Genomic DNA, 17,533 nt, shown 5'->3' with positions numbered 1-17,533 from the left:
AACAGTCGAAAAGAAAGTAGCAGAAGTGGCTGCCAAGACAACGGCTGTCGCAGAGAAAAAAGAAGCAGCGCCCGTCAAAAAAGAAGGAGCAACTGAGACAAAATCAGTAACGCCAGCTGCTAAACCAAAGAGTCGTAACTTTAAAGCGGAACGAGAAGCGCGTGCAAAAGAGCAGGCTGAACGTAGGAAACAACAAGACAATCGTCCAAAACGTGATCGCAAGGACAATCAGCGTCATGGTGACAACCGAAATCAACGACCACAAGAGCGAAATGAACAACGAAATCAAGGTTCTGAGCGTCGCAATAACCGACCAGATCAAAGACGTAGTGGACAACCCCAAGTGGCACCAAAAGTTGATTTCAAAGCGCGTGCAGCAGCACTGAAAGCTGAACAAAATGCTGAGTACGCACGTGGAAGTGAAGATCGCTACAAACAACAAGCTGCAAAAGCAGAACAAGAACGTCAACAGCGCCGGAAACGGGTAGAAGCACCAGAAGTGAAAGCACCTGTACAGGAGCCAGCTCTTGAGAACCATACAAAACCAGCTGTTGCTGCTGCTCCAGCTCAAGTCGATACACGTCGGAAGAAACAAGCGCGACCAGATAAGAAACGCGATGATTTTGATCGTGAAGAAGATGGTCCAAGAAAACAACAAAGGAATCGAAATAGTCAAAATCAAGTGAGAAATCAGAGAAATAGTAACTGGAATAACAATAAGAAAAATAAAAAAGGAAAGAACAACCGTAATGATGCTCCAAAACCAGTAACAGAGCGTAAATTCCATGAATTACCAAGTGAATTTGAGTATACGGATGGAATGACGGTTGCCGAAATCGCAAAACGCATCAAGCGTGAACCGGCTGAAATCGTCAAGAAACTCTTTATGATGGGAGTCATGGCGACTCAAAATCAATCGCTGGATGGAGATACGATTGAACTCTTGATGGTGGATTATGGAATTGAAGCCAAGAAAAAGGTTGAAGTGGACAATGCCGATATCGAACGCTTCTTCGTTGAAGATGGTTATTTGAATCCAGATGAGTTGGTAGAGCGTCCACCAGTTGTCACCATCATGGGACACGTTGACCACGGTAAAACTACCCTTTTGGATACCCTTCGTAATTCACGTGTAGCAACAGGTGAAGCGGGAGGAATCACTCAGCACATCGGGGCTTATCAAATCGTGGAAAATGGCAAGAAGATTACCTTCTTGGATACACCTGGACACGCGGCCTTTACTTCTATGCGGGCGCGTGGTGCATCTGTTACCGATATTACCATCTTGGTTGTAGCAGCAGATGACGGGGTGATGCCACAGACCATCGAAGCCATCAACCACTCAAAAGCTGCCAATGTCCCAATCATTGTGGCTATCAACAAGATCGATAAACCAGGAGCTAATCCAGAGCGTGTCATCGGTGAATTGGCAGAGCATGGAGTTATGTCAACTGCCTGGGGTGGAGATTCTGAGTTTGTAGAGATCTCTGCCAAGTTCAACCAAAATATCGATGAACTCTTGGAAACTGTCCTTCTTGTAGCTGAAATCCAAGAACTCAAGGCAGATCCAACTGTTCGTGCCATCGGTACTGTTATCGAAGCGCGTTTGGATAAAGGAAAAGGTGCGGTGGCAACCCTCCTTGTTCAACAAGGTACCTTGAATGTCCAAGACCCAATCGTTGTCGGAAATACCTTTGGACGTGTCCGTGCCATGACCAATGACCTTGGCCGTCGTGTGAAAGTAGCTGGACCATCTACTCCGGTTTCTATCACTGGTTTGAACGAAGCGCCAATGGCGGGTGACCACTTCGCGGTTTATGAAGATGAAAAATCAGCGCGTGCAGCTGGTGAAGAACGTGCCAAACGTGCTCTTATGAAACAACGTCAAGCAACCAACCGCGTCAGCCTTGAAAATCTCTTTGATACCTTGAAGGCTGGGGAAGTGAAATCTGTTAATGTCATCATTAAAGCCGATGTACAAGGTTCGGTTGAAGCCCTTGCTGCCTCCCTTCAAAAGATTGAAGTGGAAGGTGTGAAAGTGACCATCGTTCACTCAGCAGTTGGTGCGATCAACGAATCAGACGTGACCCTTGCAGAAGCTTCAAATGCCTTCATCATCGGATTTAACGTCCGCCCTACGCCACAAGCACGTCAACAAGCTGAAGCTGATGAGGTAGAAATCCGTCTTCACTCAATTATCTACAAAGTGATTGAAGAAATGGAAGATGCCATGAAGGGAATGTTGGATCCTGAATTTGAAGAGAAAGTCATCGGAGAAGCAGTTATTCGTGAAACCTTTAAGGTCTCTAAAGTGGGTACCATTGGTGGATTTATGGTCCTTAGTGGTAAGGTTACACGTGATTCCAAAGTCCGTGTCATTCGTGACGGTGTCGTGATCTATGACGGAGCTCTTGCAAGCTTGAAACACTTCAAAGATGATGTCAAAGAGATCACAAATGGTCGTGAAGGTGGATTGATGATTGAAGGTTACAATGATATCAAGACAGATGATACCATCGAAGCCTACATCATGGAAGAAATTAAAAAATAAGATGCTGACTAGGAAAAAAGAGGGTTCCCCTCTGATTTCCTAGTTTTTAAACACAGAGCAGAAAGGAGTTCCTATGGCAAGTCATTTTCGGACAGACCGAGTAGGGATGGAAATCAAGCGTGAAGTCAACGAGATTTTACAAAAGAAAGTCCGTGACCCGCGTGTTCAAGGTGTCACCATTACGGATGTTCAAATGCTAGGTGATTTGTCTATGGCCAAAGTGTATTATTCAATTATGAGTGATTTGGCTTCAGATAATCAAAAGGCTCAGACAGGCCTTGAAAAAGCAACAGGAACCATCAAGCGTGAATTAGGTCGGAATCTGAAATTGTACAAGATTCCAGATCTTACTTTTGTGAAAGACGAATCCATTGAATACGGAAATAAGATCGATGAGATGTTGCGCAATTTGAACAAAGACTAGAGAGGTTGGGACCAATAGTGTCCAACCTCTTTTTTGGCTCTTAAAATGAGGAGAATAAAACAGAAAGAAAAAAACGGTTTCAAAAAATAATAGAAATTTACAGAAATCTCTTGTGTGATTGGAAATTATCCTTTACAATAGGAGAGGAGTTTTATTTCTGATCTCATATTTGGAGGAATGATCATGTCCATTAACTGGCAGGAAATTTTGTTTAACTTTTTGGGAGGGTTGGGTCTCTTTCTCTATAGTATTAAAACCATGGGAGAAGGACTGCAACAAGCTGCAGGGGACCGTCTTCGCTACTATATTGATAAATATACAAGCAATCCTTTCTTTGGAGTCTTAGTAGGGATTGTTGTGACAGCCCTCATTCAGTCTAGTACTGGGGTAACGGTGATTACCGTTGGTCTGGTCAGTGCGGGTCTCTTGACCCTGCGCCAAGCCATTGGAATCATCATGGGAGCTAATATTGGGACCACGGTCACCTCATTCATTATTGGGTTTAAACTGGGGACTTATGCCCTTCCAATTATGTTTCTTGGAACGGTCTTACTTTTCTTTACCAAGAATCGAATGGCTAATAATATTGGTCGGATTCTCTTTGGGGTTGGAGGAATTTTCTACGCTTTAAACCTGATTAGTGCGGGAATGAGCCCTTTAAAAGAATTGCCAGAATTTAGTCAGTATATGATCACCCTAGGGAAAAATCCAATTCTGGGTGTTTTAGCGGGAGCCATCATCACCGTTTTGATTCAAGCTTCTTCAGCTACCATTGGGATCCTACAAGGTTTATATTCAGGTGGTTTCTTAGATCTTCGTGGTTCGCTTCCTATCCTTTTTGGGGATAATATTGGAACGACCTTGACGGTTATCATTGCAGCTATGGGGGCCAATGTTTCTGCCAAGCGTGTTGCAGCAACCCACGTGCTCTTTAACTTGATCGGAACAATCCTTTGTTTGATCTTGCTGACACCTTTTACAGCCATGATTGAATACTTCCAAGGCCTCTTGCATTTGTCTCCGGAAATGACGATTGCTTTTTCTCACGGTGCCTTCAACGTGACCAACACCATTATTCAATTCCCATTCATTGGAGCTTTGGCTTACTTTGTGACCAAGCTGATTCCTGGTGAGGATGAGGTTGTCAAATATGAACCGCTCTACTTGGATGAAAACTTGATCACTCAAGCGCCTTCGATTGCTCTTGGGAATGCGAAAAAAGAGTTGCTTCATTTAGGTGGGTATGCAGATAAAGCCTTTAGCCTCTCTTATGATTATATTCTTCATCAAAATGAGAAAACAGCTGAAAAGGGCCATAAGACAGAAGAAGCCATCAATACCATTGATGATGATTTGACTCGCTACTTGATTCGTTTGTCAAGTGAAGCCTTGAGTCCGAGAGAAAGTGAAGTTCTCACCAATATCTTAGATTCTTCTCGGGATTTGGAGCGGATTGGAGATCATGCGGAAGCCTTAATTAATCTAACCGATTATTTAATTCGTAAGAAAGTCGTTTTTTCAGAATCAGCCTTGGCCGAATTGGAAGATATTTACAACCAAACCCATCAATTTGTAGAGGATGCTTTGAAATCTATCGAGAACAATGATGTGAGTCTTGCAAATCAACTAGTAGCACGTCACGAGGCAATTGAAAAATTGGAGAAAAGACTTCGGAAAACTCATATTCGTCGGTTGAACCAAGGTGAATGTACGCCACAAGCCGGAGTGAACTTTATTGATATCATTTCTCACTATACACGTGTTGCAGACCATGCCATGAATCTAGCTGAAAAAGTACAAATCGAGCAAATTTAATGAATGTCAAACAGAGTAAGTAGGAAGCTTGCTCTGTTTTTGTATGATTCTATCTAAAAATAGGTCTAGACCATTTACAAATGGAAGTGAAAGCGTTATAATATGTATGAATATAAATGGAACACAGTTCCTACAATGGAAAGGACGATTTTATGTCTACATATATTAAAGCAGATCAATTTTATTACCCACATGGGGTTCGTCGTGGAGGTTATTTGGAGCTTGTTGATGGCAAGTTTGGAAAACATGTGGAAAGCTTACCAGAAGGTGCGGATGTGTTGGATTATTCTGGTTACAGCATTGCGCCTGGCCTCGTAGATACCCATATTCACGGATTTGGTGGGGTAGATGTGATGGATAACAATATCGAAGGCACTCTCCATACCATGAGTGAAGGTCTCTTGAGTACAGGGGTTACGAGTTTTTTGCCTACGACCTTGACTTCCTCTTATGAACAACTTTTGGCAGTAACGGAAAATATCGGTGCACGATACAAAGAAGCAACAGGAGCCAAGATTCGCGGTATTTATTTTGAAGGACCTTATTTTACAGAAAAATACAAGGGAGCTCAAAACCCATCTTATATGAAGGATCCAAGTATGGAAGAATTCCGGGCTTGGCAAAAAGCTGCCAATGGTCTGTTGAATAAGATTGCTCTTGCTCCTGAGCGTGAAGGGGTAGAAGAATTTGTTCGGACCATTACAGGAGAAGGGGTGACTGTCGCTCTGGGACACTCCAATGCTACTTTTGAAGAAGCTAAAAAAGCGGTTGATGCAGGTGCGAGTGTCTGGGTACATGCCTACAATGGTATGCGTGGTTTGACGCACCGTGAACTCGGTATGGTTGGTGCCATGTATGAGTTGCCTCATACTACAGCAGAGTTGATCTGTGATGGCCATCACGTGGATCCGCTAGCGTGTGATATCCTGATGAAACAAAAAGGAAAAGAAAATGTTGCCTTGATTACGGACTGTATGACAGCTGGGGGCTTAGAAGACGGGGACTACATGCTTGGGGAATTCCCGGTTGTGGTCGCTGAAGGGACGGCTCGCTTGAAATCAACTGGTAATCTAGCTGGCTCAATCTTGAAATTGAAAGATGGATTAAAAAATGTTGTAGAGTGGGGAATTGCTAACCCTCACGAAGCAGTGATGATGGCCAGCCTCAATCCGGCAAAATCAGTCCATATTGATGATGTTTGTGGTCAAATTCGAGAAGGGTATGATGCGGACTTCATCGTGCTTGATCAAAATTTGGATCTGGTTGCGACCTATCTCGATGGGGTCAAACGTTACCAGGCAACTAACTAGATTCAAGAAACGAAGATAGAATACTTCCTCTCTAGGTCATACCTAGAGAGGTTTTTGTTTACCGATGGTAGTGCAATTTTGTGAATGCTGTCTTTTCATGCTATAATGGGAATTGAAATGTGAGGTAGCTTATGAAGGCAATTGATATACGTTTTTTATTGATGGGAATTTTTTTCTTGCTCTATGGGATTGTAAGAAAAAATATCTTTATTGTGATCGTTGGTGGGGCATTTTTACTCTATAGTTTTTATAGCAAGAAGATGGAGCCAACCAAGAAGAATATTTTTAAGCCAGAGCTCAAGCTTCGAGGGCCTAAGAAACCGAAATCGAAGAAAGGAAAGAAAAAATGAATCATTATCGTTTAAATAATGGGGTGGAGATTCCTGTATTGGGATTTGGGACATGGAAAGCAGCGAATGGAGAAGAAGCCTATCAAGCTGTCTTAGCTGCTTTAAAAGCAGGTTATCGCCATATCGATACAGCTGCGATTTATCAGAATGAAGAGAGTGTGGGTCGGGCCATTAAAGACAGTGGGCTTGCGCGCGAAGACCTGTTTATTACCACCAAACTTTGGAATACTCAACACACCTATGAAGATGCTCAAGCTGCTTTGGAAGAGTCTCTTGAAAAACTAGGCTTGGAGTATGTAGATCTTTATTTGATTCATTGGCCAAATCCAAAACCTCTTCGAGAAAATGATGCTTGGAAACAACGAAATGCTGAGGTTTGGCGGGCAATGGAAGATATGCTAGCTGCTGGCAAGGTTCGGGCTATTGGTATTAGCAATTTTCTGCCTCATCATTTGGAAGCCCTCCTTGAAACAGCTCGGGTCATTCCGGCTGTGAACCAAATTCGTCTAGCACCTGGGGTGTACCAAAGCGAAGCCATCGCAGCAAGTCGTAAGCATGGCATTTTACTAGAGGCTTGGGGACCTTTTGGCCAAGGAGAATTGTTCCAAAATGAACAAGTAAAAGAAATGGCTACTAAATATGGAAAGACCGTCGCCCAACTAGCCCTGGCTTGGAGTTTGCAAGAAGGTTTCCTTCCATTGCCCAAATCGGTTACGCCTGAGCGGATTGCGAGTAATTTAAAGTGCTTTGATTTTGAATTGACGGCAGATGATATGGAACTCCTTCGCCATCTTCCGGTTGAAGCAGGTGCACCAGATCCGGACACCAAAGATTTTTAAGAGAGAATTTCTATTCATTAATAAAAACCGAGGACAGTTTCGTTCTCGGTTTTTAAAATCCTTTCAATGATTAAATAATTTTAAAGTTCCAATAAAAACAGATGTTCTATAATACTTTCCCGTTCTAATTTACAATTTTCCGAACGAAAATAAATTAATAGTTAGTAATATTCGTAAATGTTACATTTGTGTTACATTTTGTTTTTTGAATGAATTTTCAGATAATTTTGCGTTATAATAGTTACTATTAAAATAAAAGGGGAGTTTCTATGAATAGACAAGAACGTTTTTCATTAAGAAAATACAAATTTGGTGTAGCCTCAGTTTTATTAGGGGCTGTTTTGGTATTTGGATCTGCACAAGCGAGTGCAGAAGAACAAGCGGCCAGCCAAACGAGTGCTGGAACACAGCTTGTAGCCACTACTCAACAGGCACCTGCTGAAGAAGAGCATTCACAAGCAACAGAAGCAAGTACAGCAGTTGCTAGTGAGAAAGTAGAAGTTGCAAAAGAAGCAACAGTTGCTGAAAAGACAACGAATGCAACAGAAGCAGCTCTTGTTGAAAAAACAGAAGCTCCGAAAGAGGCAGCTACTGTTCCAGAAACAAAACCGGAAGTAGCGGAAAAACCTGTAGAAAAAGCAGCAGAAGTGGCTACTGCGACAAGTTCTGAAACAACGAATCGCCATGAGGCAGCTGAAAAACCTCAAAGCATCGAAAGTGACGAAATTATTACTGTTCCCCAAACCTGGAAGCAAGGCTATAAAGGGGAAGGGATGGTTGTCGCCGTCATCGACTCTGGCTTGGATGTGAACCACGAGGTTCTTCGGATTACCGATCCTTCAAAAGCTAAGTTTAAAAACCAAGAAGAAATCGAAGCTGCTAAGAAAGCGGCAGGAATCGATTATGGTAAATGGTACAACGACAAGGTTGTCTACGCTTATGACTACTTTGATGGGACCGACAATATCAAAGAGGCCGAAAGAGATTCTCATGGGATGCACGTTACAGGGATTGCAACAGGGAATCCTGATAAAGAAGCAGGAAACGGAGAAAAGATCTATGGTGTAGCACCAGAAGCGCAAGTTATGTTTATGCGTGTCTTTTCAGATCGTCAAAAAACAACGGGTTCTGCTCTTTATGTAAAAGCAATTGATGATGCTGTAGCTCTTGGTGCAGATACCATCAATATGAGTCTTGGATCTTCTACTGGTTCTACGGTCAATGCAGGTTCAGATATCATTGACGCCATCAAACGGGCGCGTGCTAAAGGTGTATCTGTCCTAATCTCTGCAGGAAATAGCAATACTTTTGGGAATGGCTATTCAAGACCAGCTGCAGAAAATCCAGATTACGGCTTGGTCGGAAACCCATCAACAGTAGAGGACTCTATTTCTGTTGCTTCAATCAATAATAAAATCATTACCACAGAGGTTTTCGAAGTCAAAGGTCTAGAAGGTAATGCAGAAGTAGATAACGGGAAGTTTGACTACAGTAAATCTGCAACAGATACAGACTTTGAAAAAGGTAAAGAATATGAGTATGTATCAGTTGGTCTTGGGAAAGAAGATGATTTCAAAGATCTAGATCTTACCGGTAAATTGGCGCTTATCCAACGCGGGGAAATTCCATTCTCAGAAAAGATTGCCAATGCCCTCCATCATGGTGCAGTAGGGGCCATGGTTTACAATAATGTAGAAGGATCTAATCTTGGAATGGCAATTGATGGAGATGCTAAGAAAATTCCATCTGTCTTCATTTCAAAACGCTATGGGGAAGCTCTTAAAGCTGGATCTTACAAAGTTGTCTTTAACAATACCATGGCTAACCGTCCATCTCCAGAAGCAGACCAATTGTCTGATTTCTCAAGCTGGGGTGTGACAACAGATGGTCAGTTGAAACCAGATGTCACAGCACCTGGTGGGAATATCTTCTCTTCTTTGAATGACAATACCTACGGGGATATGAGTGGTACTAGTATGGCCTCTCCTCATGTAGCAGGTGTGGCAGCTTTGGTCAAAGAATACCTTGTGAAGAACCACCCAGAATTGACTCCAGAACAAGTTTCTGCAACTGTCAAAGCCTTGATTATGTCTACGGCTAAACCACATGTTAATAAAGAAACCGGTGTTTATACTTCTCCACGTCAACAAGGAGCAGGGGTTGTAGACACAGCTGCAGCCGTTTCAACAGACTTGTATGTGACTGGTGAAAACAACTATCCAAGCGTTACTCTTGGTAACGTTGGAGATAGCTTTACATTTAATGTGACGGTTCACAATATTTCAGATACCGATCGTACCTTGAAAATGTTGGTGAATACTGACACAGATGAAGTGAAGGATGGTAAATTTACCCTTCGTCCACGTAAATTAACAGAAACTGCTTGGCCTGAAGTAACCGTGAAAGCACATAGTTCTGAAACAGTTACAGTGAAAGTCGACACAAGTAAATTCACAGAAGAATTAAGCAAAGAAATGCCAAATGGCTATTTCCTTGAAGGATTTGTTCGTTTTGTCGATCCAGCAGATGATGGGGATGTGGTTAGCTTGCCATTTATGGGATTCAAGGGAGAATTCCAAAACCTTCCAGCGGTTGAAAAACCAATCTATGATTTAGTTCGTGAAGGAAAAGATGGCTTCTACTATCATGTTCCAAAAGATTTGAATATCTCATCGAGTGCGAATGTTTCTGCGCTCGTCACCCTTCAAAATGACCTTCTCCTTACACAAGGGAAACGTGATGGTCGTCGGATTACCGTTCTTGGTATTGAAGAAAATGCGGAAGGAACTCATGCTCTTCAACTAGATGAGAATGGAAATGTTCGCATTGCCATTTCACCAAATGAAGATGGAAATAAAGACCTCGTTGAATACAAGACGGTTGCTCTTCGAAACATTGAAAACCTTCATGCAACTGTCTACGCAGCAAGCGATACGGAACATAAAAATCCGCTGTGGGAAGGAACTCCATCTGATCATCGTAAGAACTTCTTTGATGGCAATGAAAAGAACCCACGCAGTTACACACTAGATAATACTGCTTGGAACGGTACCGATGCAAATGGGAAAGCAGTAGCAGATGGTGTATATGATTATGTCATTCGTTACACCCCAATGGTTCCTGGAGCTGAGGAGCAATCAACAACCTTCAAGGTTCAAGTCGATACTCAAAAACCAGTGATCACATCTGGATATATCCGTTTCAAGGATGGGGCTCAACAGTTTATAGCACGTAAAGCCAAAGATGTTGGCGATGGTGGTATCTTAACTGAAAAACTCGTCTACGTGACTCCATTCGATGATCAGGGGACAATGGTCCAAACCAGTGAAGATAAGAATGGTACACGTGCGCTTGAAAATTACCATGTGATCAAGGCCAATGCAGATGGTAGCTTCGATCTTCCTGAAAACATCGATAAGAAGAATATCTACTACTATGTAGAAGACTTTGCGGGTAACGTAGATTATGTTTCACTAGCTGATTTAGTTCGGGATCAAAATAGTGGTCGGGTTCAAATTGCAGTTCGTGACGCTAAAACGAACAAAGATTTGGATACTATGTATGTTTACCGAATCAAAGATAGCAATGGTCAATACGTATCAGTTGATAAGACAAAAGATATTAACTTCTTGAACTTTGGTCATTATACTGCAGAAATCTTTACGTATGATCGTACAGAAGTGAAATTTGTCAGCAGCTTGACGCAAGAATTTGATTTGACAGAGGATAATAGTTTCCAAACGATCGCTTTTCTTGCCAATACTTTAGAATATGCACCAGTTAGCATCAACTTTGATCAACCGGTTTCAAAAGCGGCTACGATTGTATTAAAAGGGGCAGATGGTGAAAACTTTGTCTTGCCTGCTGAAAAATATGGTAAAAATGGCTTTGGTAAATCTGTAGCAACTGGTCAATATACCTTGGTTGCAACTCTTCCTACAGGCTATGAACTAGCTGAGGAAGCACCAGTGATTTCAGTTGTCGCAGGGCGCAACAACAATTACCGTATTGGAGTGATCTCAAAAGTGGATCTCTTAGCTGCTTTGAACAACCAAGCAGATGTTACAAAGACAGCGCAATACTTCAATGCCAGTGCGGATAAGAAGGAAGCCTATGATCAAGCCTTGCAAGCGGCCCAAGCAGCCTTGACCAACAAGGTTAGTCAAGAGCAAGTCAACCAAGCTCTAGCTAGTCTTGAAGCTGCCAGCCAAGCTTTGGATGGGAAAGATTCAAACGTTGCGGCCTTGAAAGAAGCTATGCAGGCTTACGATGCTACGACAAAAACTGGTCGTTATGCCAATGCCAAAGAAAAAGTACGTCGCGACTACGATCGTGCTTTCCAAACAGTAGCCTTGCTTGCAGTTGATCCAACTGTGAAACAAGAACAAATCAATCAAGCACTTGCTGAGCTTAGCCGTGCAGAAGGAAAATTAAACGGGAAAGCAACTGATTTTTCAAGCCTTGAAAAATACATCAAAGAAGAATTGAAGTTCCAAGAAAAGAATGCTAAATTCATCTATGCTGGAAATGAAGAAAAAGAAGCTTACCTAGTAGCCTTCAAGGATGCACAAACCATCCTTTCAAATCCAGGAGCAAGCCAACAAGATGTGAAAGATGCTTTGACAGCCTTGAAGAATGCCAAGAAAAAACTTCATGGTAAAAAACCAAAAGCTGCAAGACGTCCATAAGAAAAACAACATTGTTTGTTAGCCTAAAATCCGTATGAAACGATTGTTTCATGCGGATTTTAATTTACAAGTCACTAAAAATCTGCTATAATACTAGTCAAGAAAGAAGGGCTTACGGCGTTTTTCTAGCGAGCTTGGGATAGTGAGAGCCAAGTAGAGCAAGGTAAGCAAGTGGCGCTTTCTCTCAGTAAAAAGCTGAGTAAAGTAAAATAAAATGAAGTAATAAATTAGGGTGGAACCGCGTTTCTAACGCCCCTAGGTCATAGACTTAGGAGCAGAGACACGGTTCTTTTTGTATCCTAAGTCACAAGAAACTTTATGAATAAGGAGTATTCAATGTCAAAAAAACTAACCTTTCACTGCGTTAGTGGCAGATACCTCCTTACAGTCGGACTGCCCAACGCTCAGCATTAAGGTGCCTGAGCTAGACGCAGTACTAACTCGTCTTGCCTCGTATGATCAACGAGACAGACTCGTGTCGCAAGAAATTATAGAAAAAGGAGTAAATAATGTCTAAAAAATTGACTTTCCAGGAAATCATCCTTACTTTGCAACAATACTGGAATGACCAGGGTTGTATGCTCATGCAGGCTTATGATAATGAAAAAGGTGCGGGAACCATGAGTCCTTACACTTTCCTTCGTGCCATTGGTCCTGAGCCATGGAATGCGGCTTATGTAGAGCCATCTCGTCGTCCAGCGGACGGTCGTTACGGGGAAAACCCAAACCGTCTTTACCAACACCACCAATTCCAAGTGGTGATGAAACCATCACCATCAAACATCCAAGAGCTCTACCTTGAGTCATTGGAAAAATTGGGGATCAATCCTTTGGAGCACGATATCCGTTTCGTTGAAGATAACTGGGAAAATCCATCAACTGGTTCAGCTGGTCTTGGTTGGGAAGTTTGGTTGGACGGTATGGAAATCACTCAGTTCACCTACTTCCAACAAGTTGGTGGTTTGGCAACTGGCCCAGTAACTTCTGAGGTCACTTACGGATTGGAACGTTTGGCTTCTTACATCCAAGAAGTAGACTCAGTTTATGATATTGAGTGGGCTCCAGGCGTTAAATACGGAGAAATCTTCCTTCAACCAGAATATGAACACTCAAAATATAGCTTTGAAGTTTCTGACCAAGATATGCTTCTTGAAAACTTCGAAAAATTTGAAAAAGAAGCAGGGCGTGCTTTGGAATTAGGCCTTGTTCACCCTGCCTATGACTACGTTTTGAAATGTTCACACACCTTCAACTTGCTTGATGCACGTGGAGCAGTATCCGTTACAGAACGTGCCGGTTACATTGCCCGCATCCGTAACTTGGCCCGTGTCGTAGCTAAGACCTTCGTTGCAGAACGTAAGAAACTCGGTTACCCACTTCTTGACGAAGCCACACGCGCCAAACTCCTAGCAGAAGAGGAAGAATAAAGAGAGTATATTAAATAGGATTGGGTTATAGAGGGATCCTACAGAACCAGTTGCCGCAGTGATAGAGGTATCGTTAGAGAAACTAACGATACCAGGCAAAATTGGAGACCTTAGGCTCCGATTTTAGCAATGAAACGACGCAGTCGGTTGCTTGCGTGCCAATCACATAAGGCAAACTGGAAAAAAAGATATTTTTCGGAGAAAAAACATGACAAAAAACTTATTAGTAGAACTTGGACTTGAAGAGTTGCCAGCCTACGTTGTCACACCAAGTGAAAAACAACTCAGTGAGAAAATGGCAGCCTTCTTGGATGACAACCGTCTTTCATACGAAAGCATTCAAACCTTCTCAACACCACGCCGTTTAGCTGTCCGTGTGATTGGTTTAGCAGATCAACAATCTGATTTGACTGAAGATTTTAAAGGACCTTCTAAGAAAATCGCCTTGGATGCAGATGGAAACTTCTCAAAAGCGGCTCAAGGATTCGTCCGTGGGAAAGGCTTGACGGTTGATGATATCGAATTCCGTGAAGTCAAAGGGGAAGAGTACGTTTATGTTACGAAGCACGAAGCTGGAAAACCAGCTAAAGAAGTCTTGGCTGGCGTTCCAGAGGTGCTTGCTTCATTGACCTTTCCTGTTAGCATGCACTGGGCTAACAACACCTTTGAATACATTCGCCCAGTTCACACCTTGATCGTTCTTTTGGGCGACGAAGCGCTCGACCTTGACTTCTTGGATATCCACTCAGGTCGTGTGAGCCGTGGACACCGTTTTCTTGGACATGAAGTGGAAATTACCAATGCGGATTCTTATGAAGAAGACCTTCGTACCGTTTACGTGATTGCGGATAGCAAAGAACGTGAAAACATGATTCGTGAGCAAATCAAAGCCATCGAAGCAGAACAAGGTGTTCAAGTTCAAATCGAAGAAGGCCTTTTGAATGAAGTCTTGAACTTGGTCGAATACCCAACTGCCTTTATGGGAAGTTTTGATACTAAATATTTGGACGTTCCAGAAGAAGTCTTGGTGACCTCAATGGAAACGCACCAACGTTACTTTGTTGTACGTGACCTTGATGGTCAGCTTAAACCAAACTTCATCTCCGTCCGTAATGGGAACGCTGAGCACTTGGAAAATGTTATCCGAGGAAATGAAAAAGTATTGGTGGCACGTCTTGAAGATGGTGAATTCTTCTGGCGTGAAGACCAAAAACTTAAGATTGAAGATCTCGTTGCTAAATTGGCGAACGTGACTTTCCATGAAAAAATCGGTTCTCTCTCAGAACACATGGCCCGTGCCGGTGTCATTGCAGCATCACTAGCTGAACAAGCTGGTTTGACTGCCGAAGAAAGGGCAGCCGTAGCTCGTGCAGCTGAAATCTACAAATTTGACCTCTTGACTGGTATGGTCGGAGAGTTCGATGAATTGCAAGGAATCATGGGTGAAAAATACGCCCTCCTTGCTGGTGAGGATCCTGCAGTAGCGACAGCTATCCGTGAGCACTACCTTCCTGATTCAGCAGATGGAGCCCTTCCAGAGACTAAGGTTGGTGCTATCCTTGCGCTTGCAGATAAATTAGATACCCTCCTTTCCTTCTTCTCTGTTGGCTTGATTCCATCAGGTTCAAACGACCCTTATGCGCTTCGTCGTGCGACACAAGGAATTGTTCGTATCTTGGATGCCTTTGGTTGGCACATCCCTATGGATGAGTTGATCGACAGCCTTTACGGACTTTCATTTGCTAGTCTTTCTTATGACAATCAAGCAGAAGTGCTCAACTTCATCAAGGCGCGTGTGGACAAGATGATGGGACGTACACCAAAAGATATCAAAGAAGCTGTACTTGCTGGTTCAAATTTCGTGGTTGCGGATATGCTGGAAGCAGCAGATGCTCTCTCAGAAGCTGCTAAGACGGATGGTTACAAGGCAGCTGTTGAGTCACTCTCTCGTGCCTTCAACTTGGCTGAAAAAGCAGATGCTTCAGTAGCAGTCGATGCTAGTCTCTTTGAAAATGATCAAGAAAAGGCCCTTGCTAAGGCGATTGAAGAATTAGAATTGACAGGTTCAGCTAGTGATAAATTGGCACAGCTCTTTGCTCTTAGCCCAGTCATCGATGCCTTCTTTGACAATACCATGGTTATGGCTGAAGATGAGGCTGTAAAAAACAACCGTTTGGCCCTTCTTGCAGGTCTTGTGTCTAAAGCCAATGCTGTTGCAGCCTTTAACCAATTGAACACAAAATAAGTACCTGATGGCAGGTAGAAAGTAGGTCTTATTATGACACCTGAAAAAATTGCTCGGATCAATGAGCTTGCTAAAAAGAAAAAAACAGAAGGTTTGACGCCAGAAGAAGCAGTGGAACAAGCAAAACTTCGTGAAGAATACATTGAGGGTTATCGTCGCTCCGTTCGTCACCACATCGAAGGAATCAAAATTGTGGATGAAGAAGGAAATGATGTGACACCTGAGAAACTACGCCAAGTGCAACGGGAAAAAGGTTTGCATGGCCGTAGTCTCGATGACCCCAATTCATAATTAAAAGAGTGCTGGAAGAAACTCCAGCACTCTTTTGTACCTTCAAAATTCAGAACATTCTGGACTAGATTGACCAATTTTTTAAAACGTGGTATAGTAGATTGAGTGAAAATTGGAAGTATACTTTTCTGAAAAAGTACAGAAAAAAGAATTGGAGTAATCATATGTCAAAAAAACATCATCCTAGTCAAGAAACTGAAAATGGGATGGTTCGTGGTCTGCAAAATCGCCATGTTCAGTTGATTGCTATTGCAGGAACCATCGGAACAGGGCTCTTTCTTGGAGCTGGTCGTTCCCTTTCTTTGACAGGTCCGTCTATTATTTTAGTCTATATGCTGACTGGAGCTTTCATGTACTTCATGATGAGGGCGATTGGCGAGATGCTGTATATGGATCCAGATCAACACACCTTTATCAACTTTATTACCAAGTACTTAGGAAAGGGTTGGGGCTATTTTTCAGGATGGTCCTATTGGGTTTCCTTGGTATTTCTTGGGATGGCAGAAATTACAGCCGTTTCCAACTATGTCCAACTTTGGTTTCCAAATTGGCCAGCCTGGCAGATTCAAATCATCTTTTTAGCGCTTTTAAGTTGTGTGAATTTGATTGCTGTGAAGGTCTTTGGAGAGGTTGAATTCTGGTTTGGAATGATCAAGATTGTCACGATTTTAGCCCTGATCGCAACAGGGATCTTTATGGTGACGACGAATTTTGAAACACCAGCTGGACACGCTAGCTTAACCAATATTACCAGTGGTTTTCAAATGTTTCCAAATGGTTGGGTCAAGTTCGTCATGGCCTTCCAAATGGTCTTCTTTGCTTATCAAGCGATCGAGTTTGTTGGAATTACTACTTCTGAAACAGCTAATCCCCGCCAAGTATTGCCAAAAGCCATTAAAGAAATTCCAATCCGAATTGTAATCTTTTATGTAGGGGCTTTGTTGGCGATTATGGCTATTTTCCCTTGGCAACAGCTTCCCGTCAATAAATCACCATTTGTAACGGTCTTTCAGATGGTTGGAATCAAGTGGGCAGCAGGATTGATTAATTTTGTTGTACTGACAGCAGCTGCATCCTCCTTGAATTCCACCCTCTATTCAACAGGGCGTCACTTGTACCAGATTGCAAAAGAGACGCCAAACAGTAAAGTGATGAATCGTTTGAAGTTGAATAGCTTATCTCGTATGGGAATTCCAAGTCGCGCGATTATTTTTTCTGCGATTGTGGTTGCTGTTTCTGCCTTTATCAATGTCTTGCCAGGTGTCTCAGATGCCTTTGCCTTGATTACGGCATCTTCTTCTGGTGTTTACATTGCTATTTATATTTTGACCATGTTAGCCCATCTTAAGTACCGTAAATCAAAAGAATTTATGCCAGATGGTTTTGTCATGCCGGCCTATAAAGTGTTGAATCCATTGACCATTGTTTTCTTCCTCTTTGTATTCGTTTGTCTCTTCTTGCAAGAATCAACATACATTGGAGCGGTTGGAGCAACCATCTGGATCATTCTTTTTGGGATCTACAGCAATTGGAAACATAATAAATAAACAGCAAGAGGCTGGGACAAAAGTCCTGGCCTCTTAATTATTTTTG

General features: G+C 42.5%; 10 protein-coding genes and 1 pseudogene. All 11 read left to right on the top strand.

From position 1 onward, the window contains the following. Positions 1–58: 58 nt before the first annotated feature. Positions 59–2,551: pseudogene (infB, locus tag O3626_RS08565) on the top strand (translation initiation factor IF-2); the annotation flags it as partial. Positions 2,552–2,624: 73 nt separating this feature from the next. Then, complete coding sequence (gene rbfA, locus O3626_RS08560) at positions 2,625–2,975, top strand: 30S ribosome-binding factor RbfA (protein WP_003003976.1); 351 nt, start codon at positions 2,625–2,627, stop codon at positions 2,973–2,975. Positions 2,976–3,158: 183 nt separating this feature from the next. After that, positions 3,159–4,790 (top strand): Na/Pi cotransporter family protein, encoded by a 1,632-nt coding sequence (locus O3626_RS08555; RefSeq protein ID WP_371496403.1) that lies wholly within the window; start codon positions 3,159–3,161, stop codon positions 4,788–4,790. A gap of 152 nt (positions 4,791–4,942) precedes the next feature. Further along, positions 4,943–6,100 (top strand): N-acetylglucosamine-6-phosphate deacetylase, encoded by a 1,158-nt coding sequence (gene nagA, locus O3626_RS08550; RefSeq protein ID WP_042760248.1) that lies wholly within the window; start codon positions 4,943–4,945, stop codon positions 6,098–6,100. Positions 6,101–6,231: 131 nt separating this feature from the next. Then, entirely contained in the window at positions 6,232–6,450 is a 219-nt protein-coding gene (locus O3626_RS08545) for a hypothetical protein (protein WP_003018530.1), read from the top strand. Beyond that, complete coding sequence (locus tag O3626_RS08540) at positions 6,447–7,289, top strand: aldo/keto reductase (protein WP_371496400.1); 843 nt, start codon at positions 6,447–6,449, stop codon at positions 7,287–7,289. The genes O3626_RS08545 and O3626_RS08540 overlap by 4 nt, the downstream gene beginning before the upstream one ends. Positions 7,290–7,558: 269 nt before the next feature. Beyond that, entirely contained in the window at positions 7,559–11,977 is a 4,419-nt protein-coding gene (locus O3626_RS08535; protein WP_371496398.1) for a S8 family serine peptidase, read from the top strand. A 509-nt stretch (positions 11,978–12,486) separates the two neighbouring features. Then, positions 12,487–13,404 carry a glycine--tRNA ligase subunit alpha gene (gene glyQ, locus O3626_RS08530; protein ID WP_002886077.1) on the top strand — a complete coding sequence of 306 codons (918 nt, stop codon included), beginning with the start codon at positions 12,487–12,489 and terminating at the stop codon, positions 13,402–13,404. A gap of 208 nt (positions 13,405–13,612) precedes the next feature. Then, positions 13,613–15,649 carry a glycine--tRNA ligase subunit beta gene (glyS, locus tag O3626_RS08525; RefSeq protein ID WP_371496396.1) on the top strand — a complete coding sequence of 679 codons (2,037 nt, stop codon included), beginning with the start codon at positions 13,613–13,615 and terminating at the stop codon, positions 15,647–15,649. 33 nt (positions 15,650–15,682) lie between these two features. Next, positions 15,683–15,940, top strand: coding sequence for a DUF896 family protein (locus O3626_RS08520; protein ID WP_003012632.1), 258 nt, complete (start codon positions 15,683–15,685; stop codon positions 15,938–15,940). Between the two features lie 164 nt (positions 15,941–16,104). Next, on the top strand, positions 16,105–17,487 hold the full coding sequence (locus O3626_RS08515; protein ID WP_371496394.1) for an amino acid permease: 1,383 nt from the start codon (positions 16,105–16,107) through the stop codon (positions 17,485–17,487). Positions 17,488–17,533 lie beyond the last annotated feature (46 nt).

The sequence above is a fragment of the Streptococcus sp. 20925_1_77 genome, assembly GCF_041432125.1.
Taxonomy (GTDB): Bacteria; Bacillota; Bacilli; order Lactobacillales; family Streptococcaceae; genus Streptococcus.
Note: the sequence above shows the minus strand (reverse complement) of the source record. Positions and strands in the feature narration are given on the sequence as shown.

Coding starts and splice junctions, on each gene's coding strand:
- rbfA (WP_003003976.1), top strand. CDS start 2,625: ATGGCAAGTCATTTTCGGACAGACCGAGTAGGGATGGAAATCAAGCGT.
- O3626_RS08555 (WP_371496403.1), top strand. CDS start 3,159: ATGTCCATTAACTGGCAGGAAATTTTGTTTAACTTTTTGGGAGGGTTG.
- nagA (WP_042760248.1), top strand. CDS start 4,943: ATGTCTACATATATTAAAGCAGATCAATTTTATTACCCACATGGGGTT.
- O3626_RS08545 (WP_003018530.1), top strand. CDS start 6,232: ATGAAGGCAATTGATATACGTTTTTTATTGATGGGAATTTTTTTCTTG.
- O3626_RS08540 (WP_371496400.1), top strand. CDS start 6,447: ATGAATCATTATCGTTTAAATAATGGGGTGGAGATTCCTGTATTGGGA.
- O3626_RS08535 (WP_371496398.1), top strand. CDS start 7,559: ATGAATAGACAAGAACGTTTTTCATTAAGAAAATACAAATTTGGTGTA.
- glyQ (WP_002886077.1), top strand. CDS start 12,487: ATGTCTAAAAAATTGACTTTCCAGGAAATCATCCTTACTTTGCAACAA.
- glyS (WP_371496396.1), top strand. CDS start 13,613: ATGACAAAAAACTTATTAGTAGAACTTGGACTTGAAGAGTTGCCAGCC.
- O3626_RS08520 (WP_003012632.1), top strand. CDS start 15,683: ATGACACCTGAAAAAATTGCTCGGATCAATGAGCTTGCTAAAAAGAAA.
- O3626_RS08515 (WP_371496394.1), top strand. CDS start 16,105: ATGTCAAAAAAACATCATCCTAGTCAAGAAACTGAAAATGGGATGGTT.